Source organism: Tumidithrix elongata BACA0141, assembly GCF_036349135.1.
Classification (GTDB): domain Bacteria; phylum Cyanobacteriota; class Cyanobacteriia; order Pseudanabaenales; family Pseudanabaenaceae; genus Tumidithrix; species Tumidithrix elongata.
The window spans coordinates 14392-35245 of the sequence record NZ_JAZBJZ010000051.1 but is presented as its reverse complement, the minus strand read 5'-3'; the positions used below and the strand labels follow the sequence as shown (position 1 = coordinate 35245).

The 20854-nt window shown below is 43.4% G+C and carries 19 protein-coding genes; 14 read left to right on the top strand and 5 right to left on the bottom strand.

Features of this window, described 5'->3' with window-relative positions; translation table 11 throughout:
• Positions 1-579: 579 nt before the first annotated feature.
• The 4 genes from fbp (at position 580) to V2H45_RS13620 (ending at position 5214) form a co-directional block, all read left to right on the top strand.
• Positions 580-1626 (top strand): class 1 fructose-bisphosphatase, encoded by a 1047-nt coding sequence (gene fbp / locus V2H45_RS13635; RefSeq protein WP_330484194.1) that lies wholly within the window; start codon positions 580-582, stop codon positions 1624-1626.
• 3 nt (positions 1627-1629) lie between these two features.
• Positions 1630-3246 (top strand): site-2 protease family protein, encoded by a 1617-nt coding sequence (locus V2H45_RS13630; protein ID WP_330484193.1) that lies wholly within the window; start codon positions 1630-1632, stop codon positions 3244-3246.
• A gap of 93 nt (positions 3247-3339) precedes the next feature.
• On the top strand, positions 3340-4002 hold the full coding sequence (locus V2H45_RS13625; RefSeq protein ID WP_330484192.1) for an Npun_F0813 family protein: 663 nt from the start codon (positions 3340-3342) through the stop codon (positions 4000-4002).
• A gap of 117 nt (positions 4003-4119) precedes the next feature.
• Positions 4120-5214 carry a hypothetical protein gene (locus V2H45_RS13620; RefSeq protein ID WP_330484191.1) on the top strand — a complete coding sequence of 365 codons (1095 nt, stop codon included), beginning with the start codon at positions 4120-4122 and terminating at the stop codon, positions 5212-5214.
• 423 nt (positions 5215-5637) lie between these two features.
• On the opposite strand, the gene V2H45_RS13615 is transcribed toward V2H45_RS13620, so the two are convergent.
• Positions 5638-6330 (bottom strand): sugar transferase, encoded by a 693-nt coding sequence (locus V2H45_RS13615; RefSeq protein WP_330484190.1) that lies wholly within the window; start codon positions 6328-6330, stop codon positions 5638-5640.
• 40 nt (positions 6331-6370) lie between these two features.
• On the opposite strand from V2H45_RS13615, the gene holA reads away from it, so the two are divergent.
• From holA to infC, 3 genes are all read left to right on the top strand, one after another.
• The gene (gene holA / locus V2H45_RS13610; protein ID WP_330484189.1) at positions 6371-7351 is read left to right on the top strand and encodes a DNA polymerase III subunit delta; all 981 of its coding nucleotides are present in this window, start codon (positions 6371-6373) and stop codon (positions 7349-7351) included.
• 129 nt (positions 7352-7480) lie between these two features.
• Positions 7481-8659 carry a 3-dehydroquinate synthase gene (gene aroB / locus V2H45_RS13605; protein WP_330484188.1) on the top strand — a complete coding sequence of 393 codons (1179 nt, stop codon included), beginning with the start codon at positions 7481-7483 and terminating at the stop codon, positions 8657-8659.
• A 228-nt stretch (positions 8660-8887) separates the two neighbouring features.
• On the top strand, positions 8888-9412 hold the full coding sequence (infC, locus tag V2H45_RS13600) for a translation initiation factor IF-3 (protein ID WP_330484187.1): 525 nt from the start codon (positions 8888-8890) through the stop codon (positions 9410-9412).
• 138 nt (positions 9413-9550) lie between these two features.
• Here infC and V2H45_RS13595 read toward each other — a convergent pair whose 3' ends face one another.
• Positions 9551-10366 (bottom strand): hypothetical protein, encoded by an 816-nt coding sequence (locus V2H45_RS13595; RefSeq protein ID WP_330484186.1) that lies wholly within the window; start codon positions 10364-10366, stop codon positions 9551-9553.
• Between the two features lie 273 nt (positions 10367-10639).
• Between V2H45_RS13595 and V2H45_RS13590 the strand changes: the two genes are divergently transcribed.
• The 7 genes from V2H45_RS13590 to V2H45_RS13560 all read left to right on the top strand — a co-directional run bounded on the left by V2H45_RS13590 (position 10640) and on the right by V2H45_RS13560 (position 17753).
• Complete coding sequence (locus tag V2H45_RS13590) at positions 10640-11311, top strand: DUF2301 domain-containing membrane protein (RefSeq protein ID WP_408648780.1); 672 nt, start codon at positions 10640-10642, stop codon at positions 11309-11311.
• Between the two features lie 29 nt (positions 11312-11340).
• Positions 11341-12042: a class I SAM-dependent methyltransferase gene (locus V2H45_RS13585; RefSeq protein WP_330484184.1), complete on the top strand. Its 702-nt coding sequence runs from the start codon at positions 11341-11343 to the stop codon at positions 12040-12042.
• Between the two features lie 180 nt (positions 12043-12222).
• Positions 12223-12651: a hypothetical protein gene (locus tag V2H45_RS13580; RefSeq protein WP_330484183.1), complete on the top strand. Its 429-nt coding sequence runs from the start codon at positions 12223-12225 to the stop codon at positions 12649-12651.
• Between the two features lie 429 nt (positions 12652-13080).
• Positions 13081-13758, top strand: a complete 678-nt coding sequence (locus V2H45_RS13575; RefSeq protein ID WP_330484182.1) for a response regulator transcription factor — start codon at positions 13081-13083, stop codon at positions 13756-13758.
• Positions 13759-13896: 138 nt separating this feature from the next.
• Positions 13897-15141: a CmpA/NrtA family ABC transporter substrate-binding protein gene (locus V2H45_RS13570; RefSeq protein WP_330484181.1), complete on the top strand. Its 1245-nt coding sequence runs from the start codon at positions 13897-13899 to the stop codon at positions 15139-15141.
• 87 nt (positions 15142-15228) lie between these two features.
• Positions 15229-16611: a serine/threonine phosphatase gene (locus V2H45_RS13565; protein WP_330484180.1), complete on the top strand. Its 1383-nt coding sequence runs from the start codon at positions 15229-15231 to the stop codon at positions 16609-16611.
• Positions 16608-17753 carry a protein kinase domain-containing protein gene (locus tag V2H45_RS13560; protein ID WP_330484179.1) on the top strand — a complete coding sequence of 382 codons (1146 nt, stop codon included), beginning with the start codon at positions 16608-16610 and terminating at the stop codon, positions 17751-17753. Before V2H45_RS13565 ends, V2H45_RS13560 begins: the two co-directional genes overlap by 4 nt.
• 180 nt (positions 17754-17933) lie before the next feature.
• Here the strand turns inward: V2H45_RS13560 and V2H45_RS13555 are convergent, their stop codons facing one another.
• The 3 genes from V2H45_RS13555 to V2H45_RS13545 all read right to left on the bottom strand — a co-directional run bounded on the left by V2H45_RS13555 (position 17934) and on the right by V2H45_RS13545 (position 20775).
• Complete coding sequence (locus V2H45_RS13555; RefSeq protein ID WP_330484178.1) at positions 17934-18536, bottom strand: pentapeptide repeat-containing protein; 603 nt, start codon at positions 18534-18536, stop codon at positions 17934-17936.
• Positions 18537-18694: 158 nt separating this feature from the next.
• Positions 18695-19204: a methyltransferase family protein gene (locus V2H45_RS13550; RefSeq protein WP_330484177.1), complete on the bottom strand. Its 510-nt coding sequence runs from the start codon at positions 19202-19204 to the stop codon at positions 18695-18697.
• Between the two features lie 206 nt (positions 19205-19410).
• Positions 19411-20775 (bottom strand): DUF2330 domain-containing protein, encoded by a 1365-nt coding sequence (locus tag V2H45_RS13545; protein WP_330484176.1) that lies wholly within the window; start codon positions 20773-20775, stop codon positions 19411-19413.
• Positions 20776-20854: the final 79 nt, after the last annotated feature.

Here is a 20854-nt window from a genome sequence, read left to right as displayed (position 1 = left end):
CTCTCTTTTTATTTTCGTTTTTCGTCTCTGACTGATTTTTAGAGGTGCCCTAAAGCTGATGAATCAATCGAAGTTATTGGAAAGGAAATCATAAAACATAGCCCCAATAGATTTTTAGGTTGGGGCAAATATGATCTAGATGCAAGAATGTTAAGTGTATTTGTTAATGGAGGTTGTGGTGGTCTTGATGGAAGTGCATATAAATATGAATTGGTAAAAAATGAATTTCAATTGAGAGAATATAGAATTGGTTCTTGCGATCATCGCATGGTTGACAAAGCTTTATTTCATAAAGTTTATCCATAAGATCATCACAATCCTAGTATTTCTGATGCATTCGCAAAATAACTTTTAGCTTCGTAATATTTTCCTTATAGGAGATCATCATATTTTGCAGTTTCTTGGTGCTTTTTTAGATAGATATTATTTTTTTGTGCTAAATAACCTGCTGAATGTAGGTTTGAGCGATTCGCTAGATTCATTTTTCAGTAAGGCTTTTAAGTGTTTTTGCCAATTTTGATGAATAATGCAGGTTAGACTGAAAGGGAGAAGTCTCTTGCTGCGAATAGCTAAAAAATTATGAGCGATTCTATAGAACTCAATCCCGATCAGGAAATAGCTCTTGGTCGAGACTTCACGACCCTCTCTCGCCATGTTTTATCCCATCTTGGCTCTTATTCTGCGGATGCCTATGATTTGAGCGCCCTCATGAGTCGGATTGGCTTAGCAGGTAAGATGGTTTCCAGACACTTAAGTCGCGCGGGTTTGGTCGAAGATGCCCTAGGCGTGACAGGCGAAGTCAACGTGCAGGGAGAAGCCGTCAAAAAGATGGATCAGTATGCGAACCGTATATTTATCCGTGCTTTTGAGCAAAGTGGCTTGGTGTGCCGCCTCGCTTCCGAAGAAATGGAAAAGCCCTACTATTTACCCGAAAATTGCCCCATCGGCCGCTACACCTTGCTGTTTGACCCGATTGACGGTTCGAGTAACATCGATGCCAATTTAGCAGTGGGCTCGATTTTTTCGGTACGCCAACAAGAGGGGCTAGATGAATCGGGTGAAGCTTTAGATTTACTGCAAAACGGACACAAGCAAATTGCCGCAGGCTATATCCTGTACGGTTCCAGTACGATGCTGGTCTATTCCATCGGTAAGGGCGTGCATTCCTTTACCCTAGATCCTAGCTTTGGCGAATTTGTCCTATCGCAAGAGCATGTACGCATTCCGTCCCACGGGCCTACCTACAGCATCAATGAGGGCAACTTTTGGCAGTGGGAAGATAATATTCGCGAATATGTACGCTACATTCATCGTCAACCTGGTTACTCGGCTCGCTATTCTGGGGCATTGGTTGCCGATATTCATCGCATCCTGTTTCAAGGGGGGATATTTCTCTATCCGGGCATGGTCGGTCATCTTGACGGTAAACTACGGCTGTTATACGAATCAGCCCCCCTGGCATTTTTAGTGACGCAAGCGGGTGGACGTGCTACGACAGGGAAACAAGAAGTTTTAGATGTCGTGCCCCAAAAGTTGCATAGTCGCACCCCCTTGTTTATAGGTAGTTCGGAGGATGTTGCCTTGGTAGAAACTTTTTTACGCGGTGAAAAGCCGACTGGGAAATAGTCTATGAGTCTAGCTGATTTGCTAGTATTTCTGCTGCTGGGAAGCATTGCAGGCTATATGAGTTTGCGGATCGAGCTAACGAGGACAAGGATTCTACTTTGGATCGTTCTCTTGTTTTGTCCGAGCTTATTTGTGGCTTGGACTTTGATGACTACGCAACCTTTCCCCAACTTGCTCCTATTGGTGGTGTTTATCATCTGTGCTTGGCTCTATTTGGGCTTAACCCACAAAGATCGACAAAACCCGTTAGAAAGCCTCCCAAATTTAGGAATTAAACCGCCGCTCGCTCTGACTGCTGATGCATTACAAGATCGCGCCAATAACAATCCGCCCCTACTAACTAAAGAAGAGGAAACAACCCTCAGAAATTGCTTTCCTTTATCTGTGTTTTATTTGCAGGCGATCGCCTATCAACCGACAGCGATCGCCTGTCGGGGCATGTTGCGCGTCACCGATCGAGACTCAAGTGCCAAGGCGTATAAAGTTGTGGCTGAGAATCTAAGGACAAATTTTGGCGATCGCTTCTTGCCCATCTTGCAAGAACATCCGATTGCACCCGAAGCATCCCCAGACACCCGATATGCCTTCCTGATTATTCCCAACCCTGCTTCGGGATTGGTTGCTGATGCTTCTACCCAACTGCAACTTGCGGAAACCCGCAAACAAAAATTTGAGACAGGTCTCGCTGTAATCCTTGCAATCGCCACCGCGATCGCCACACTACTGGCAGGTGGACTCCTCGCCCTCAAGATCGATCGCCTTGAAGGGCTGACATTACCGACCTTACCCACTACCCTACTGGCAGGCATAACTTACAGCCTAGCAATAGGGTTTCAGATTGGCGCTAGGGAAATTGCCCGTTTTTTTGTAGCAAAGCATTATCGGCTCAAGCTCTCATTGCCCTATGTCATGCCTGCCTTTGGTGGGCTTGGCGTATTAGGAACCTTTACGGGTATTAGATCTTATATTCCCCATCGGCGGGCTTTATTCGATTTAGCGATCGCACCCAACCTAGTTGGGCTGGGCATTGCGATCGTCATGTTGACCGTAGGCTTATTTTTATCGCCAGCGATCGCCTTACAAAGTGCCGATTCACAAAATCTAATTCAAACAGGCGACCTTGTTAGCACCATGGCGGGTACCCCAAACCCATTTAGCCATGCTTTGATTGCCAATTTCTTACCCTTTGAGCCCAAAAACTCACTGCTTGTGGCGGTTTTATCAAGAGTCATAACTGGGAATGGGGCAGCGATCGCAAATCTACACCCTCTAGCACTGGCTGGTTGGACTGGTTTGCTATTGACTGCGGTCAGTCTAATTCCGATCGGTGCCCTAGATGGCGCACATTTAATTCATGGTATCTTTGGCGATCGTAAAGCAATTTTGGTTGGTAAAGTGGCAAGGTTATTGTTGTTAATTACTGCGCTAGTTATGCAACCTTGGCTGCGAATCTATGCATTACTTGCATTTTTATTCGATAGTCATCGATCGCCTACGTTAGATAATGTTACAGAATTAAATAACTGGCGCGATCTGTTGGGTTTAATGTTGATTGGCGCGGCAATCTTGATTATTATTCCTGTACCTAAAGTTATATTGCCTCTACTAAACTTAAAGTAATCTTTAATTGCTTTTAATTTTCCGCGAACTCTGTCATTGTGTAGTCACTTGTTGCGCCTACTGGTAACATCAGTAAAGTTAAATTAGGGCTTTATGTTCATTCTGAAGCGCCAAGACGTTGAGATTATTAACGTCCAAAATCCACAGAATAGAGAGCAGCAAATCCCTATTCTGCAATATCAAGGTCAGACTTTTCGACTGTTAAATATGTTTGGGGACAATCGCGATGAGGCCCTTGCCCTCTGGCGTGACCTGACAGATAACAAAGGAAAAGCCTGTGTTTTGCTGGAAGAACCTCAACGCTTTAGCGTTTGGGGTAAGGTGAAAATCGACCAAATGCAGGCTGCATCGGCTTCAGAGCATTCTTTGGAGAGCCATCTCGTGCAAGGCTGTCTGCTACTACTACAGTCTGTCTATGCTGAAATTGAAGACTACTTAGGCGTAAGACAGGCAGGATCGTTTAAGCAAGATATTGTTAAGGTCATGCAGCAGGGAAAATTTTCTCAGGGCGAATCCATCGGTTCCCTTGAAAGTTTGTTAAAGCAGGATCCTTTAAATAGCATGCAGTTGCCGTCTTGGGATGCCAACAGAATCCAAGTTTTGTTGGGGGAAATTTACCGACTTGCCTCGTCTTATTTTGGTAATACCAGTTTCCTTGATAATGCGATCGATTCATTGAGCGAGCTACCCAGTGCCGAACAGTCTAAATTTAAAGCTTGGTTGAGAAACACGCCAAAAGGTAAGCTTTGGCAGTAAATTTCTGCTAATTTTGCTGATTATTTCTAGTAATGTTATCTAGATCGGTTTTGGTCGTGTCACGTTTATTGTTCAATGCCGCTATATTCGCAATTAAGTATTTACGGGTAAGTACAAATGAGTAAAGCTAAACCTACGTCCTCATCAGGTGAGATATCCTCGCAAACCATAATTCTTGCTGGAATAGCGTGGGCAGCGATCGCACTGCTGTTTTACTTACTCCTAAGTGCACCCACCGAAGTTCAAGCATTTGGTGGCAGTGCTAGACCTATTTGGTATCGGATTGGTACTTATATCTTTCAAACGGTAGCCATTGTTTTTTCTAGCTTCCTGTGTTTGCGAAATTGGCGGAGTCCTAAGATTATTAGCGGTCGCAATGTCTGGCTAGGTTTAGGGTTTGGCATTATGGCTTGGGGAATTGGCAACTTAGCCTTTGCCTATCAAGACTTTAATTATCAGCATCAGTTAACCCAAAATCTTGATAGCTTATCTCAAATAGTTTCTAGGCAAAAAAATACACCTCACCTTACTGAAGCCTTCGAGAAAAAGAAAATCACAGATAACAAAACAATCCTAGACCTGATCAAAGAAAAAGATATTGATAAGCTAGCTCCGGCTCTAAAAACTTTTGGTCAAGACTTTAGTAGTAAAGTCCCTACACTTCCTCAAGAAATGGAAAAAATAGCCAAAAACCTCTCTGACTTACCCACGACTTTTCCATCCTATGCAGATATATTTTTCACGCTAACTTACGTTTTTCTGGCGTGGGGTATGGCAATGTCAGTAATTGGTAGACGCTTAAATCTTTTCCCCAAACAATGGGGCATAGTTGCTTTGGTTGCTGTGTTTGGTTTAGCTGCAGGAGGCTACGTTACATTTTTGGCTGGTAATGTTGTTGGGGATGTCAAGTTTGATATTGGTAAAGTACTTAATACTATCTATGCTTTGGGCGATGTTTGGTTGCTAATTGTAGCAGCGGTTTTGCTTCTGGCTTTTTGGGGTGGTAAGGCTGCCCAGTCCTGGCGATTGATTGGAGGGGCAGCGATCGCTATGTTTATCGGCGACCTAGGATTTGCTTTTAGTAGCAAGTCTCCAAACTATCAAAGTGGTGACTGGATTGAGTTTTTCTGGATTTTAGCCTTTGTACTATGGGGCGTAGGGGCAGCTTTAGAGTTTGACATCTCATCACGCCCAACATCTAGGCGCAGGTAGTAGGTGCTTATCAAGAGCTGGCTATACATGTTCGTTTTCTCTTAAAAGCTCAAGTAATATAACAACCCTATTTGATTTATATGAAGGGTCAATTCATGAATTGACCCTTCAATTCTAGGTAGATAAAATCGCTTATGCATCATGCCTGATTGCTGCTATAGCAGGCAATTAAGGTAAAAAGACTCCATGCTCAAACCGAGCATGGAGTCTAAATAAAACCTACTTAGATGCAATCAAGGATATTTCTATCAAAGAAACCACCGTTACTACCCAGTAAGTCCGAATTACCTCCCTTAAATCCCCCTACCCTGCACTAGCCGCGAAGCGACTTCCTGCAGGGTAGGGGGAAGATCGGAAATCCAGTTCCCTTCCCTTAGCAAGGTCAAGGATGAGGTAAATTCTCAATGAGAAATGTCCTAAGAATTAGTAAGCACCGTTATTTTTGGGGAATACTACAATGCCAATTGTTTTAAATACAATTCTCAGATCGAGAAAGAAATTACAACGCCGCACATAGGCGGCATCCATTTGAACGCGCAGAGGATAAGGAATATCATTGCGTCCAGACACCTGCCACATTCCGGTAATGCCAGGACGGATTGTTAGGACTTGATCGATCACCTTACCGTATCTAGGTAACTCTTCTTGAACTAATGGTCTTGGACCAACCACGCTCATATCCCCCATGAGCACATTCCAAAATTGTGGAAACTCATCAAGACTCGTCATCCTTAACCATTTACCAATAGAGGTGACTCTTGGATCGTCTTTGAGTTTAAAACTCTCTTCAAACTCAGCCCTACTAATTGGACAGGAATCAAGAACATCGATCAACATCTGATCGGCCCCCACCACCATGGTCCTAAACTTGATGCACTTAAAAGACCGACCCCGAAGACCAACTCTCTGCTGTACATAAAGTACAGGTCCTGGAGAGTTAAGAAAAATGAGCGATCCGAGAAGGAGGTAAACAGGAGAAAATATAATCAGAATAGACAAGGAAAAACATACATCAAATAGTCTTTTTCCCCACACAGAATACCAGTTCACATGTCCAGCTACAGACTGGGGTATGGTTTCCCCCCTAGAGCTACTGTATCGGCTTCTAATAATCATTGAACCTCTGTATCACACCACATATGCTACTAATCATACAATGCCTACCTATTTCTACTGGGGGGATGATGAGTACCAAATTATCCAAGCCACCAAAAAGCTGCAAAACTCTTCGATCGAGCCGATGTGGCGAGATTTTAACTTTGTTAAAACCATTGCAGTTAGCGATCAGCAAATCATAGAAGGTTTAAATCAAGCAGCAACCCCACCCTTTGGTATGGGAAATCGGTTAACTTGGCTAGCTGATACATCGATTACCCAGCGATGCTCAGAGATAGTCTTAGCAGAATTAGAGAGAACTTTAGCCCATTTACCACCTGAGTCTTATTTGCTGTTTACAGCACCGAATAAACCGGATGGAAGATTGAAGTCTACTAAATTATTGCAAAAATTTGCGACAATTCAGGAATTCTCATCAATTCCAGCATGGAAGCCTGAGTCGATCGCTCAGTTAGTGAAATCATCTGCCGCTGATATTGGTCTACAGCTAACATCTGACGGTGTTGAGTTACTTGTGGACTCAATCGGTAGTGATTCGCGTCGTCTGGTCATGGAGCTGCAAAAACTACAGCTATGGCATCACGGACAAACAAAGCCCTTAGATGCTAAGGCGATCGCTGCTCTCGTACCTAAAAATGCCCACAATAGCGTACAACTTGCTAATGCTATTCGATTGGGAAATGTGAGTATGTCTCTATCACTACTAGCTGAATTGTTGCGTAATAATGAAGCTGGGCTGAGGATCTGCGCCACACTCACAGGGCAATTTCGTACTTGGTTGTGGGTAAAACTCATGCAAGAGGCGGGAGAACGGGATGACAAAGCGATCGCCGATGCCGCAGATCTGGGTAATCCCAAGCGAGTCTACTTCTTAAAGCAAGAGGTACAAAGGCTGACGAGCCAAAAGCTCATACAAGCTCTTGCCACGCTGTTACGCCTAGAATCTGGGTTAAAACGTGGAATGGATGAAATGGCTACCCTACAAACAGCGGTCATTGAGTTGTGTAATTTTATGGTGTAGTCGTTTAGGCGTTGTGGAAATTTGCCTTCATCCTACAGAAAATGCTTGATTGCCCCAAGGGGTTTATTGAAAAAACTTAAAACAAACATTGCGATTTATATTGGGAGATTAAATGTTTGCTAAGTACAAATGACAACTGACACAATGCCTGACCTCATGATTTCTACTTTGCCTAATTCCAGTGAATCTAGATCGATCGCAGTTACCTTACAAAACGACCCCACCCTATCGCGCAGCTATGAAATTGTGATCGCTGCTCATAGCTTGCCCCATTTAGGTACAAAGCTCAGGGATTTAGGATTAGGCAAAAAAAGTCAAAAAGTCTTGATTGTTTCCAATCCCGTAATTTTTAAGCATTATGGAGATGCCGTCCAAACCTCTTTGCAAGATTCTGGGTTTGAGGTGGCTAAGGTAATTTTGCCTGCGGGCGAACGTTACAAGACGGCTAAGTCCTTGCAATCGATCTATGATGCTGCCCTTGCCCATCGCATGGAGCGATCGTCACTGATGGTAGCTCTAGGTGGGGGTGTGGTCGGAGATATGACAGGCTATGCTGCGGCAACCTGGTTGCGGGGGATCGAGCTCGTCCAAGTGCCTACAACGCTCCTGGCTATGGTTGACTCGGCGATCGGCGGTAAAACGGGGATTAACCATCCTCAAGGCAAAAATTTAATTGGGGCATTTTATCAGCCACGTCTTGTATGGATCGATCCAACCGTGTTGCGAACTTTGCCTGCCCGCGAGTTGCGCGCTGCGATGGCAGAGGTGATTAAATATGGTGTGATCTGGGATCGAGACTTGTTTTCTAAACTTCTAGACAGCCCTCGCCTCGATCAATTGCGCTATATCAAGCCCGAGTTGTTAGATACCATTTTGTATGCCTGTGCTAAGGCAAAAGCAGAAGTTGTATCAAAAGATGAAAAAGAGGGTAATCTCAGAGCAATCTTAAACTATGGTCATACAATTGGTCATGCGGTTGAGATGGTCACAAACTATCGTACGTTTAATCACGGAGAGGCAGTGGGAATTGGTATGGTGGCAGCGGGAGCGATCGCTGTGGAGTTGAAGCTCTGGACGCAAGCAGAACACGAACAACAGTTATCTTTGATTGCAAAAGCTCGCTTGCCGCAATCTTTACCGACAGACATCGACCTAGAGCAAATTATCGTAGCCCTATCATTAGATAAAAAAGTGTCAGCAGGGAAGATTCAATTTATTCTTCCGACAGCGATCGGTACCGTAAAAGTTACTGACCAAGTTAGTTCAGAAGTTGTTCGCAAAGTTTTACGACAAATCTTGACACAATAGGTTGTTCTTCGTACTATATTTAAACACTTATGTCAAGTGTTTAATGTCTGTATTTCGATTACCTTATCTTCCATCTAGGTGCACCAGCATTAAGTTCGGCTTTAAATCCAGTAACATTAAGTTCATCCGCACCTAGGTTTTATACTGGTAAGCCTTGTTGTAAATTTCTAGTAATCAAGTAAACCCTAAGTAAGTATCAATCACACTGAAGTATATACTCAATTTTTCATGAATAAAAAGCCCAGCAGAGATCTCCCAACCATCAATGAACGTATTCGTTTTCCCAAAATTCGAGTGATCGATGTTGAAGGAGGTCAATTAGGCATATTGACTCCCAAAGAAGCCCTCAAAATGGCTGAAGAGAAAGAACTGGATCTGGTTCTTGTTAGTGACAAAGCCGATCCACCTGTCTGTCGGATCATGGACTATGGCAAATTTAAATTTGAGCAAGAGAAAAAAGCCAGAGAAGCTCGTAAAAAGCAACATACGGCTGACGTTAAAGAAGTGAAAATGCGCTACAAAATTGAACCCCATGATTATCAAGTACGCATTAATCACGCCGAACGTTTCCTCAAAGATGGAGACAAGGTCAAGGCTACAGTCATGTTTCGAGGACGGGAAATTCAGCATGCAGATCTTGCCGAAGATTTACTAAATCGTATGGCAGTCGATCTACAAGGTGTCGCTGAAATTCAACAGCCACCTAAGCGAGAAGGACGCAATATCACCATGCTTATGGCTCCGAAAAAATAGCAATTCCTATTTGCTGCGATCGATTAACTATTAATTTAAATTAAACAGAAAAAAGGAGGGCAATTTTATGAATTACCCTCCTTTTTCTAATCCGACATCTAGCTCGAATATAGCTAGATGTTCGTGAAACTTAGCAAATTACCGTAGTGCTGGAGGCATGATCACGCCCGGCACAGGCACTCCTGAAACAGGTGAAGTAAGAGGAGTTGTGCTAGAAGCATCTGACACGACTTGTGGGGTAGCTCCCACAGCACGTGTTACCTCGACACCACTTTGTTGTAAAACCACAAAAGGAGTGCCATAGGACATTTCAATGCGCTTAACCAAAACGAGACCACCAGCGATACGCTGTCCAGCTTTAACATATCTAGAGGTAGTATCACCAGGTGCAGTTAAGATTGCAAAGCGAGTGCCGGCCATCTCGATCGTACCTAATACATTTACAGCCTCAGCTTCCTCTGTGCGAGGGGGGAGTGGTCTTGGCGTTGAAACTACAACTTTAGGGACAACAGACTTAGGAGCAGTAATCGCTGTAAGGTTAGGAAGTGGGATTAGACCAGGAATTGTTAAGAATGGATCTTGCCGTTGATTGCCAGCTTTACTAATTTTTAGATTTAATTCATCAACTCTACTTTTCTTATCTGTAGTAGGAGTGAGATCGGCCTTCTTTGCCGAGACAAAAGAAGTTTGAAATGTAGGTGCCTTTGTTGGTGCAGCTTTTGTTGGGGTTGTAGGCTTCGCAGGTTCATCGATCGCAGGTGGAAGCTCTTTACCCTCGGCTACTAGCTTTCTAAGATTGTCACAGTCGGTACCAGCTTGGTACTTTTTAACAGTAGCAACGCCTGTTTTTTTATCTACACCTAAGTTACACTCGACCACATTTGAGTCGCTAGGACATCCATGTAGGAGGACAGAGGTAGCGATCACAATCCCAGATAAATAAATAGTCCGCATAGAACTTCTCCTTAATTGCCGACATCGCATTGAGTATGCGATAGATAATTTGCCAATTTCGACTGCAAAATTGTAGAGCTATATTGTAAATTTGGCAATCATTATTATTTCTTTAATTTTAGTCTATCTAAGACGAAAGGATTAAAGGCATATATGTAATATCAAGCTTTAAGGTGTCTAGGCTATGCTTAGATTCAGTGACTGCATAGATTCGATATCCTTAATTCTTAACAATTGAATTTCCTGTAAATCTACAAGATCTAAAAAATAAAAATGATGGACTCAAAAGTTTATCCAGAAGTTTATCAAGGGCAGTTTGGTACATTCACAATTACCGATAGCGATCGCCAAGGTGTGGTTGTTTATCGTAGTGCTTTGATGGTGGCGGCTATCAGTTTTTGTATTGCCACTTTTGTGGTTCTATCGCAGTTGGGCAGCGACCAAAGTTCAAATTTGAGCGCCTTCACTTTAGTAACTTGGCTTTACATGAGCTTTTCGATCGCCCTAGGGGTTGCGCTTGCTACGATTCATATTTACCTCGCCACTTTGCATAGGGCTTTACAAATATTTTTGGCAATTGGAAGTGTGACAGCGATCGCTATAGGGCTACAAAGCTCTGAACCTCTGGCTCTAACTGTTTACCAACAACCAATGACACTTTTAGGTGTAGGCTTTACCTTTGCCGCATTAACGGGCATCTTTTTTAAAGAAGCTTTTTGCTTTAATCGCTTTGAGACAAAGATCCTAACTTTGCTCGTGCCATTGTTACTTTTGGGACATTTAATCAAGGCTCTGCCGCAATTTGTAGAAGCAATTTTGCTAGCTGCTTGGGCAGGGCTCTTCTTTGTGTTTGCATTACGCAAAGCCATTCAACCCATTCCACCAGACATTGGTGACAAATCAGTCTTTGATTACCTAAAAAATCAAAATTCAATTACTAATTAAACTTAACGCCAACTGCCAACTAGCTGACCATGTATAGCGCTCTAACATCACAGTCCCATGATTGGGCAAGCCAAATTGAAACGGTCAGACAGAGATTCGATCGCGAATTTAGGCAAGATGCTTTCGATCTTCCTCCCGAAGTCGAAGCCATGCCTCTGTTTAGAGAATGGATTGGTCATACGCTTGCGGCGAAAATTACTTCTCCTTTTTGGGAATTAGCGCAGTTTAAAAAAAATCAACGATGTCTCGACATTGGTTGTGGTGTTAGCTTTCTAATCTATGGTTGGCGCGAATGGGAAACATATTTCTATGGGCAAGAGGTTAGTTTTGTGGCAAGGGATGCCCTAAATGCAAGAGGATCGCAACTCAACTCTAAACTCTTTAAGGGCGTTCAAACCGGAGCAGCCCATCAGTTACAGTACGAAAATGCCACCTTCGATCGCGCGATCGCCACAGGATTCAGTTGTTACTATCCCCCCGAATATTGGAAGTTGGTTTTGCGAGAGGTAAAACGCGTATTAAAACCAGACGGAATTTTTATATTTGACGCGATCGATCCAGATGCTGAAATCGCTGAAAATTGGGCGATTTTGGAAATGTATATGGGTGTTGAGGTGTTTCTATCACCTTTGCTGCAATTTACAGAACTTGTCAAAGAGGTTGGCGGTAAAGTTACAGCAACTAAGAAAGGAGAATTATTTCAGATGTATCAAGTTAGCTTTAACTTATAGTCCTTTGCTTTCTCAAAACCACCTAAACCCTAAATTTTTGTAAAAGCTTTGTAAAGTAATTTCCCTACTGATAATAGTCAAATCTATTTACGTACCTCTCAAGATCTAGCCCGTAAAATAGTACAGGAGACATTGAATTGGCTGTGCTATTCTTTCTTTGCCAAAGTTTGAGGTCTACCCATGTTTGCATTTAAAAAATATGTTTCTCTAGCCCTAGTCGCCACATCCCTAAGCGTTCTCACAGTTGCCTGTGGAGAGAGTAAAGTTGCCCAATGCAACAAATTCACAGAAATTAACAATAAAGGGAGAGCCATTTTTGAGGGTCAGAGTCCTAAAAGCCCCTCTGACTTTAATAAAATTGCCGATCAACTGGACAAGATTAAAAGTGATTTGGATGGACTTAAATTTGGTGATGAAAAATTACAATCTTTCCAAAAACAGAATTCCGAACTTATGGGGATTGTTGTGACTGATTTCCGCAGTCTCGCAAAAGCTTTTGAGGCTAAAAATATGGCAGAACTTCAAAGGATCGGCAAACACATGACGGAAATTGGACCCAAGGGAGCTACGCTCGATGCTGAATTCAAGAAATATTGTTCTGCTAGCTAAATCCCTCAATTCGTTGGATTCACTCACTTCTAACAGTTATTACATGCCGATTTTCTGGCTAATAAAATCCCTAGATTGAGACGGCTCGGTCAATTTTATTGCTGAAACTTGCCTTGCCGATCGCACGCATAAACTAGATTGTTAGGGATTGGATACACTTTCAGTTATTTATCGTGGTAACTTCGTAAAGCTTAATTAGTTAGGCTATACTTAAACTTACAGGAGCTTTGACATTATTTGATTAATGTGAAAAGTTGGCAGGCTTTAAACCCTCCAGCAAATCAACCCTAAAGCAACTGGGAAGGGGGAGTATCTCTTTCTTATCCAAACAAAAATAACGCCTTCAAAATGACCAAAGGGATAAACCTTTGAAGAAGTTTTGAATTGGTGCTTTATTTTTCCTATCCAAATAACTAACCCTGCTTGATCATGAGAATTTTGCTTGTAGAAGATGATGCCATCCTTGCTGAGACACTGGCTGAGATTCTTACAGGACATCACTGTATCGTCGATATTGCTGAAGATGGAGAAATAGGCTGGGAAAAATCTCAGAGTAACGAATACAATTTGATTCTGTTAGATCTTATGCTCCCCAAGCTAGATGGCATCGGTCTTTGCCGTCGCTTGCGATCGCACAATAACACTGTCCCAATCTTAATGATTACGGCTCTAGACACTAGTTCTGACAAGGTGAAGGGGCTAGATGCTGGGGCTGATGACTATGTGGTTAAACCAATTGACCCACCTGAGCTAATGGCACGTATTCGGGCCTTGTCTCGCCGCGCCAATGTTGCTGAGGCTACTGTGTTGCAGTGGGGCGATTTACAAGTCGATCTTGGTGTCCATGAGGTGACCTATGAAGGTCAATCCCTACATTTAACGCCCAAGGAGTACAACATCTTGGAGTTACTTTTGCACAATGGTCGCCAAGTCGTTAGACGGATCACAATTGTCGAGCATGTTTGGTCTTTAGAAGATCCACCCAGAGAAGATACGATCAATGCCACGATCAAGAGTCTGCGCAATAAACTTAAGTCTGTAGGTGCACCTCGTAATCTCATTGAAACCATTCATGGCGTGGGCTATCGACTTAAACAAGTCACTTAAGTTTGATCATAAATTTGAGCAGTGGATCGACTCTCTAGACGTAGATTTCTCTCGAAATATGGAGCAACTACGATAGGAACTTGTCTCTTATCAAGTTGCACGGGAGATCTGAAGCCAACTGAACAGTTTCAGAGGATAGTGCGTAATTTTGGCACGGATATTCCTGAAACCAAAGCAGCCAAACTTGGCTTGATTGCCTCAATGGAATCAGCACCTTTAATCGTAGCCAAACGTCGATATTATTTTGCGAAGTATGGCATGACTGAGGTTGAGCTAATCGATCAACCTTCTAGTCAGAGATTGTACGAGCAGATTGAGATTAGTGGAGCGAAGGATGGCTTAGATGGGGGGCAAGTTTTGAGTCCCCTACCCGAGTTATTGAACGAAGGTAAGCTTGATAAACTCAGTCGCAAAACACCCATGTACGTGCTCTTGCGACTGAATGCCCAAGGCAGTGGCATTGTACTTGGTCAAAAATTCAAGAAATTTGGCATCACGATTGATGGAGCGTCTTTACAACCCATCCTCTATGTCACGAAAGCGTTGGGTAAGTCGTTTAAGTGCGCTGTAAGTGCCAAACGCAGCAGTCACGAACTATGGCTGCGTTATTGGCTAGCTGCGGCAGGGATTCACCCTGATGCTGATGTGTCTATTATCGAGATGCCTCTAAGTGCAATGCGATCGCAGCTCAATTCAGACAACATCGATCTAGTCTGTACCAACGACCCTTGGGAGACTGAAATCATCGCTCTCAAACAAGGGTTTACCGCAACTACCACTGGAGAAATCTGGGAAAATCATCCTGGGGCAACATTTGCAATGCGTGCTGCCTGGGTTGACCAGTATCCTAAAGCAACGCAAGCTTTGCTAATGGCAATCATGGAGGCACAAATGTGGTGCGACCAACCAGAAAACCATGAGGAAGTCTGTCGCTTGGTTGCTTCGCACATTTATCCCAAGTTTAAAATTCCGCCCTTTAAAGAAATCAATTCTAGACAGATCGATCTCAAAAATCTCGTAGAACGGATCAAAGGCAATTTTACCTATGGAGATGGGCGAATCAGCCGCAATTCAAATTTAGCGATTAAATTTTGGTCAAATCAGGGAGTTTCTGTCTCCTATCCCTTTAAAAGCCATGATATTTGGTTTCTGACAGAGAATATACGATGGGGAATGCTCCCACCAACACTTGAAGTGAAGGAAATTGTAAATGCAGTTAATCGCGAAGATCTCTGGCGCGAAGCAGCGAAGTCCTTGGGGGTTCCTGACACCGTGATTCCGGCGACCACCTCACGAGGGATTGAAATTTTTTTTGATGGGGGGCGATTCGATCCAGAGCGTCCCGATGACTATCTGCAAAGTCTCAAAATTAAAAATGTCTAGAGAAAATGGCACAGGATTTGGAACAAGCGCTTTGAGTTGAGTGCATCAGATTGTTAAACAAGTTGATATAGTGGAGGCACTGCATTTTTGGTCAAGTCAACACCCTCTGCAAATTGCTCGTCGATCTCTATGATTACCTGTCCTAGATGTGGCTTTGAAAATCCTGCTAGTAACAAGTTTTGTCAAAACTGTGGTATCAATCTAGCGGTTGCAATCGATCCCCTGCCACTGGAAACAAAGGTATCCATAGCAGTTGCGATCGCATCACCCCAACAACCTTCTAGTCCTGACCCACTTATTGCTAACTCACCCACAAATAACTTGGATGTGGTCGATGAGCTTATTCTTGAAGCGATCGCCTTAGAAACTGCTTCTGAAATAGACGCAGAAAAAGATTTAACTGAGGTTGAAAACAGTCAAACCCAAGAAACTAATGAAACTACTGAGCCTTTTTTAGAATTCTCTCTGGGCTCTGCCAAGATAGCATCTGATTTGGCGATAGATCGAGCAAACGATGAAGAACATCTTCCAGAACAGGAGATCTCATCACCCTTGGATAACAGTCAATCATCAACTTTAATAACCCTGCTTGAGCAGCCTGCCAATCCTGTAAAAATGCGTCTTAAATCTCTCAAGTATGCAGGCATGACTGATGTGGGTAAACTCAGAGATCATAATGAAGATGATTTTAAAATTTGTCATCAAGTTATGACTTCTGAGGACAAAGACCAAGAATTCATCCAAGCCTATCGTTCGCTATTTGTGCTCTGTGATGGCATGGGCGGTCATGATAGTGGAGAGGTAGCAAGTGCAATGGCGATCGCCAGTATCACCAATCAATTTCAACCTTTTTGGTCAGATAAACTACCGGGCGAACAAAAGCTAAGAGATATTATTCTTGCAACCAATCAAGAAATTTACGATCTCAATGAGCAAGAATTACGTAGCGAACTGGGAAGAATGGGAACAACCCTTGCGATCTTGGCACTTCACAATACAGAAGTAGCGATCGCTCATGTGGGGGACAGCCGAATTTACAAGATTACCAACAGTTCTATAGAAAAAGATGACCAATCAGAATCCAATCCGAAGTTAGAACAAATTACTCGCGATCATGAGGTAGCAAATCGTTTGATCGATCAAGGTGTTGATGCTGAGATTGCGATCGCCCGATTTGATGCTCATCAGTTGACCCAAGCAATTGGGCCCAATGCCAATCTCCATGTCAGTCCTTCAATTCAATTTTTCTCGATTTGCGAACCAACGTTATTTTTACTTTGTTCGGATGGGCTATGTGATAACGATGTGGTGGAGCAAAACTGGCAAACCCATTTGCTTCCTTTACTTTCTCCCGATGCTGACCTCCAAGTAGGTGTAAAAGAGTTGATTGCCTTAGGTAACGATCTTAATGGTCACGACAACATCACTGCTATTCTTATTAACTGCCAGGTTGAACCCATAAGCCCATGATTTCTTTGAACCTGTGGCGATCGCAAAATCAACCCGAAATCATTCATACATGGACGTTCCATCATAATCCTGTAATCAAGATTGGTCGTGCCCTTGACAATCATGTTGTGATTTCTCATCCCGCCGTATCACGCTATCATTTGGAGCTGCGGCGCAATGCCAAAGGATGGAATCTGACCAATTTGAGTGTTAACAACACATTTATGCGAGGACAACCGGTTCACTACATTACCTTACCTAGTGAATCCCTCATCCAGCTATCGACAGTGGGACCGAATATTCTTGTTAAGGTGCTCCCAGACTGTACGCATATGGGAAATATCTCTGAGAGCATGTTCTGTCGCTATTGTGGTGCTCCCTTAAAAGCGATCAAGACGATTCAAGATTATCAGGTGATTCGCCTACTAGGACAGGGTGGCATGGGAACGACCTATCAAGTTTGGCAGGGTGGGCAAGTTCAAGTTCTCAAGGAAATGAATGCAGATATGGCGGATAATCCCAAAGCAAAAGAACTTTTTGAACGGGAAGCACGTACCCTCCGCATTCTCAAGCATCCCGGCATTCCTAGGTTTGAGAAGTTCTTTATCCACGATCGCCATCCCTATTTGGTCATGGAAATGATCTATGGACAGGATCTAGAGAGTTGGGTGAGAGAGAAGGGGGTTGTTCCCATTCAACAGGCGATCGCTTGGATGATACAACTGTGCGAAATTCTCAACTACCTGCATACCCAAGATCCACCTGTAATTCATCGCGACATTAAACCCGCAAACCTACTAATTCGGCATACCGATCGAGCTTTGATCTTGATTGATTTTGGAGCAGTTAAAGAAATTGGAATGCCCTCCACAACTCGTATTGGTGCGCCTAGTTACTGTCCCATCGAACAGTCAAAAGGTCATCCAGTCATTCAATCCGATCTCTATGCGATCGCCCCGACTTTAATCTATTTGCTGACAGGGAAGGATCCCGCTACCTATTTGGAAGATCGAGGCATGGGAATGTGTTTGTATAGCGATCGCATCGCTCAAATTCCTTCTGTGCTGACAAAGATCGTTGTAAAGCTAAGCGCACCTGCACCCAGCGATCGCTACCAGACTGCGACAGAAGTTGCTGAAGCATTAAAGTCTGTAATTGCTTAATTGGAGCCAAAAAGGTTGGCATTTTGATGCAACTACTCATTCTCATGTAGAGAGAATTAGAGAGACAGAAATCATACCATTTTCAAAAAAAGACCTCACTCTGCATTAAACCCGAACCCCAATCTGCTGCAAGTTTAAGAGAAATGGGTATCTGATGTATAAGAACAAAATGGGCGATCGCTAGTCCCAATACTCATCTTCAATATTTCCACCCGGCATCGTGACATCACATAGATTGGCGCGATCAAGCTTCGCTTCAGCAAGATTTGAAGAAGATAGATCGGCTCCTTCAAAGTCAGCGCCTTCAAGGTTAGCTTCTCGAAAGTTCGTATTGTTAAAGTCTGCTCCTTTAAGATTGGCATCGCAGAGATTTGCCACAAAAAAGTCAGCTTCTTTTAAATTACTATTCCTAAGGTCGGCATCTCTGAGATTAGCAAAGCTAAGGTTGGCTTCATCAAGATTGGCTCCATTCAAGTTGGCTCCTATCAAATTAGCTCCATTAAAGTTAACTCCTTTGAGATTTGCTCCACTGAGATTACCTTTGTATAGGTTAACCCCACTGAGATTGGCTTTAAATAGATTAGCTCCACTAAGATCGGCTCCAATCAGATTAGCCTTACTAAAATTGGCACCAATCAAATTGGCTTTGTTAAGATTGGCTCCAATTAGATTAGCACTGCTGAGATTAACAATAAAAGTACTAAATCTTTCTCCCTCTTTACCATCGGTTTCTGCCCATTGCTTATGCTTTTCCAACCTTTGTTGGATATCTTGGATATCCATAAGTTAAGTCTCCCGATCTCGCTCTAAGACTATCTTTTTTGCCCAATCTCAAAACCTACGTAGGCGTTTATGTATTACAAAACTAAAATCAATGAGATTCTTGCCATTAACATAGGTTTAGCTAAACGCACTTACATATTATTTAAGCATCTTAGTCGTTAGTAAATCCAAGGAATTAACTTTTTGACTACAGAACGATAGTTAACATAATTAGGAAATTTTTCAGTTAGCCAAACTTCTTCTTTGTTTGCTTTTGCATCAAAAAATAGGAGCAAAGCGATCGCGCCCAGACCATGCACGACACTCATTTGCCAACTGGCATAGGTTAACGCCAAAAAGACAACACCACTATATAAAGGATGCCTGACGATACCATAGATTCCCGTTTGCACGAGTTGTCCATCCTCTCTAGGATGCGGTAGCGGTGTCAGATTTTGCCCTAGATCAAACAGCGATCGCCCCAGCAAAAATATTGCCCAAAGCCCAAACACCACCGTCAAACTCCAACTGGCATATTGCCAAACAGGTGCGCCATCAACGATGCTCGGTCGGTAAGTGGGTAAGACCGCAAAAACGATGAATAAAAGTATCTGAGCGATTACCCAATATTCACCCCGTGAACCGCGCCACCAATCACCCGTAAAGCCCATATCTGATAGTAGTTTCATAGGTCATCCATTAGAATAAGCCCTTCACTCTTTATGCTACCAATAACACCCCCCAAATATTGGAACGCTATTCGGAAAATACGAACCAATGGGATCTGGTACAAGCATTCCCCCCATTTGCCAATCTATTAGCATCCCCCACCACTCCAAAACAGTAGTAGGGGCAATTCATGAATTGCCCCTACTGCTATTTGCTGTTCCTTTCTTTAATGCCAAATCCTGCGCCAGAAGGGAATTTCTTGGGTGGCGGGTGAGATATTCATCTTGCGGCGAATCTCCCAAATGTTCCATCCCGTGAGCTTGACCAAGGTCTGAGCCTCTTGCTCGAAACGTGCGGGTAAAGCCTGTTTATATTGCTTCCCTGTTTCGCAAGCAGCCGTTCCTTCAAAGGGGTGGCGGAGAATATAGCGACCTTGAAAGAATTCGTTATTAGAAGTTTCCTTAAAAATCAGATCTTCGGGAAACTTGTCTCTGGAATAGCGAACGTGAAGGCGGGTAATAAATACGCGATCGGAAGTGGGTTGCGGTCTTCTCGATCGAAAAGTGGGAACTCCATCGTTAACACTTGGGGTGTCAAGCCAAAACACACCAGCTTTTTTCAGTTCCTCCTGTGACAGAGGCTCAGCCGAGCAAGGATCGCAGCTCGACATATCCCAAGCATATTCCATAAAAGCGACTTTCCGATCTTCGCGATTGTAGGCGGTTTTGAACATTGCCTTGTAAAAATCGGGAAACGTTTGTTTCACGTAAACTGGAATCTCAGCATCCGAAGGAACCTTAACCGTACGGTAATTAATCACCTCTGCCTGACCTTTGGGTGAGAGAATGTAAACCAGTAAGTCCTGATCGCCCGAAGCATTCACCATCCCCAAACGAATTGGCAGCATAAACTTAGGCGACTCATATGCCATCATCAAGGGTCGCAGGTACTGTAGTCCCGTTTTTTGTTGTTCGCCCAGATTTACCTTGGCTACAAAGAATTTCATGTTTTGGCGAATGTAGGGTTGCAACAGTTCGCTCGCCCCTGGGGGAATGCGATAGCCATTTTCGGTCAGCCAAGTTTCCAATCCGTCTGATTCCTTAGCACCGAGGATGAGAATGTCATATTCTCCCACTGTGAATTGTGCTTCTACCGTTACGCCTAATTCATCCAGTCTGCGTCTAGCACCGCCTGAGTCTGTAGAGGACTGAGTGGGTTGATTTTTAGATTCGAGATCGTAAAAATATTGGGCACAGGGATCGGAATCGAAATATTCCACCAATCGCGGGGCGCTAAAGGCATCCAGTCGCTCGATAATCTTGCGATCGCCAATATGTACCTGCTCTTTTTCTAACAAAACAGGAACGGGTACAACGAGGGCAAAGTCCTTTAGTTCGCCTTGATAGTCGTTTGCCATGGTTAGAATCGTGCGCTTGTCATCGCGGGCAATGACGACTTGCGAGGCTTTGTTATAGAGTGAGGCATCGGCTTTAGCCACGTAAAAGCCGCAAAAGGCAAAGGCTGCGATCGGAGAACCAAAGAGCAAGAGACAGGTCAGAGCAAAGCTGAGCAGAATTCGCAGTAATTTCATAGCCGAGCTGATGAGTTTTGTGGTTAAGTATAGCCCTCCACTTTTGATGAGACAGCCTCTGTTGCATTTTTTGCAACAA

Coding starts and splice junctions, on each gene's coding strand:
- V2H45_RS13545 (WP_330484176.1), bottom strand. CDS start 20,775: ATGAAATTACTGCGAATTCTGCTCAGCTTTGCTCTGACCTGTCTCTTG.
- V2H45_RS13555 (WP_330484178.1), bottom strand. CDS start 18,536: ATGGATATCCAAGATATCCAACAAAGGTTGGAAAAGCATAAGCAATGG.
- V2H45_RS13595 (WP_330484186.1), bottom strand. CDS start 10,366: ATGCGGACTATTTATTTATCTGGGATTGTGATCGCTACCTCTGTCCTC.
- V2H45_RS13615 (WP_330484190.1), bottom strand. CDS start 6,330: ATGATTATTAGAAGCCGATACAGTAGCTCTAGGGGGGAAACCATACCC.
- fbp (WP_330484194.1), top strand. CDS start 580: ATGAGCGATTCTATAGAACTCAATCCCGATCAGGAAATAGCTCTTGGT.
- V2H45_RS13580 (WP_330484183.1), top strand. CDS start 12,223: ATGTTTGCATTTAAAAAATATGTTTCTCTAGCCCTAGTCGCCACATCC.
- V2H45_RS13590 (WP_408648780.1), top strand. CDS start 10,640: ATGATGGACTCAAAAGTTTATCCAGAAGTTTATCAAGGGCAGTTTGGT.
- V2H45_RS13550 (WP_330484177.1), bottom strand. CDS start 19,204: ATGAAACTACTATCAGATATGGGCTTTACGGGTGATTGGTGGCGCGGT.
- V2H45_RS13575 (WP_330484182.1), top strand. CDS start 13,081: ATGAGAATTTTGCTTGTAGAAGATGATGCCATCCTTGCTGAGACACTG.
- V2H45_RS13585 (WP_330484184.1), top strand. CDS start 11,341: ATGTATAGCGCTCTAACATCACAGTCCCATGATTGGGCAAGCCAAATT.
- V2H45_RS13625 (WP_330484192.1), top strand. CDS start 3,340: ATGTTCATTCTGAAGCGCCAAGACGTTGAGATTATTAACGTCCAAAAT.
- infC (WP_330484187.1), top strand. CDS start 8,888: ATGAATAAAAAGCCCAGCAGAGATCTCCCAACCATCAATGAACGTATT.
- V2H45_RS13560 (WP_330484179.1), top strand. CDS start 16,608: ATGATTTCTTTGAACCTGTGGCGATCGCAAAATCAACCCGAAATCATT.
- aroB (WP_330484188.1), top strand. CDS start 7,481: ATGACAACTGACACAATGCCTGACCTCATGATTTCTACTTTGCCTAAT.
- V2H45_RS13620 (WP_330484191.1), top strand. CDS start 4,120: ATGAGTAAAGCTAAACCTACGTCCTCATCAGGTGAGATATCCTCGCAA.
- holA (WP_330484189.1), top strand. CDS start 6,371: ATGCCTACCTATTTCTACTGGGGGGATGATGAGTACCAAATTATCCAA.
- V2H45_RS13630 (WP_330484193.1), top strand. CDS start 1,630: ATGAGTCTAGCTGATTTGCTAGTATTTCTGCTGCTGGGAAGCATTGCA.